Consider the following 1,749-nt stretch of genomic DNA (forward strand, 5'->3'; position numbering starts at 1 on the left):
AGAAAGTATGCGGGTAGGTCAAAATCCGGCAAAATTGGGCGTTCCGGCTTACAGACCCCACCGGTTGGGGATAGCCACCATCGTTTATATCCCCTCCCAAGAGGGGTATTTCGCTCAAGCCATGGAGGTTTTTCGCTATCACCTGGCCAGTGTTCATCAATACACGCTAGAACCCTTCAATTACCTTGTCTTTGATAACGGTAGTTGCGCCGAGGTCAAGCGCGAATTGGAAAGCCTCCATGAAGCGGGCTGGATTGATTGGCTGATCCTTTCAGAGCATAACATGGGCAAGACGGGGGCGCTAAACGTTATCTTGGGTGGCATGCCGAATGAGTGGATTTGCTACGCTGATTCCGATATGCTCTTCCGTGCTGGCTGGCTTGAAGCCTCTTGGAAAATCGTAGAGAGTTTCCCCAATATTGGCATGGTTGGTGCTCAGGTGGTTTTTCCGGATTGGGAAGAGGATAAAGGAAACACGGCGTTTCGTCAGACTAAGGATCCCCGCTTCCGGTTTGACCAGGTCAAACCCGAACCCTGGGTTTTGGATGAATACTGTCGCGGTCGCGGTATTCAAGGCGAACGCGAGCAGTTTTATCGCAATATGCTCTTGGATCGGGTGACTAACGTAGAGACAGGGGTTCAGGCTTTCTTGGGCGGAAATTCACATCAGCAGTTTCTCGCGCCCCGCAAAGTGTTGCAAGAGATTCTCCCCTTGCCCGCCACCCAGCAACTAAGCCGCCACGAAGACACTTATCAAGACGTAGAACTGGATCGTCGGGGATACCTTCACCTGACGACGACACGCCCATACCTCTATCATATGGGCAACACGATTGATGACGCTTTGCGCCCCGAATTAGACCGTTTGCAACTCCCCGGAAAAGGCATAAAAACGAGACCACAACCTGATGATGTCACAATCCCGCAGAAATTGCATTGGCGGTGGCTAAAGGGGTTGGCGCAAAATCGGCGCACGCGGCCCTGGTTAGTGCGCCTATATCGTGCCCTTTATCGGGCGCTTTATTGAGGTTCATTTATGCGGGTAGGTCAGAATCCGGCCAAGTTCGTCAACCAGGTGGCACGTCCTGAGCGCATCACAGTAGCAATTCTTAACTATATCCCCTTCTTGAGCGGCTTTTATGCCGAGATGCTGGACGTTTTGCGCACCTGCCTGGATTCAGTGCGTCAAGATGCTGGCTTGCCTTTTGATTTGCTGGTTTTCGATAACGGGAGTTGCGCCGAGGTACAGGACTACCTGCTGGGCGAGCAGCGCGCCGGGCATATTCAGTATCTCATCCTCTCGGAGAAGAATTTGGGCAAGGGCGGCGCCTGGAATATCATCCTCAGCGGTGCGCCAGGCGAGATCATCGCCTATGCCGACAATGATGTTCTCTTTTACCCCGGCTGGCTGAGCGAGAGTGTGCGTTTACTGGAAACCTTTCCCCGCGTGGGCATGGTCACCAGCCGCCCCTTTATCACTAAACGTGAGTATCTAACCCACACTTTGGCCTGGGCGCAGAGCAACCCCGAGGTGCAGGTGGAAGAGGGTAAGTTCATCCCCTGGAAAACGTACTATGAATTTAATCGTTCATTAGGCCAGGACGAAAACGAGATTCGCCAAAAATACGAGGTGGAAACCTGTTTTCGTCTAACCTACCATGGGGTGAGCGCGATTGCCGGCGCCTCGCACTGGCAGTTTGTGGCTTATAAATCCGTCTTAGCCGAATTTTTGCCCTTTGACATGAACCG

At 52.7% G+C, this 1,749-nt stretch carries 2 protein-coding genes; both read left to right on the forward strand.

What is annotated here, in order from left to right; all coding sequences use genetic code 11:
• Window positions 1-1,027: glycosyltransferase family A protein (locus tag AC01YT_RS13615; RefSeq protein ID WP_476676295.1), on the forward strand; the 1,027-nt coding region annotated here is incomplete at its 5' end.
• A gap of 9 nt (window positions 1,028-1,036) precedes the next feature.
• The coding region (locus AC01YT_RS13620) for a glycosyltransferase family A protein (protein WP_476676297.1) at window positions 1,037-1,749 on the forward strand (713 nt) is incomplete at its 3' end.

It is taken from the genome of Thermanaerothrix sp., assembly GCF_056331585.1.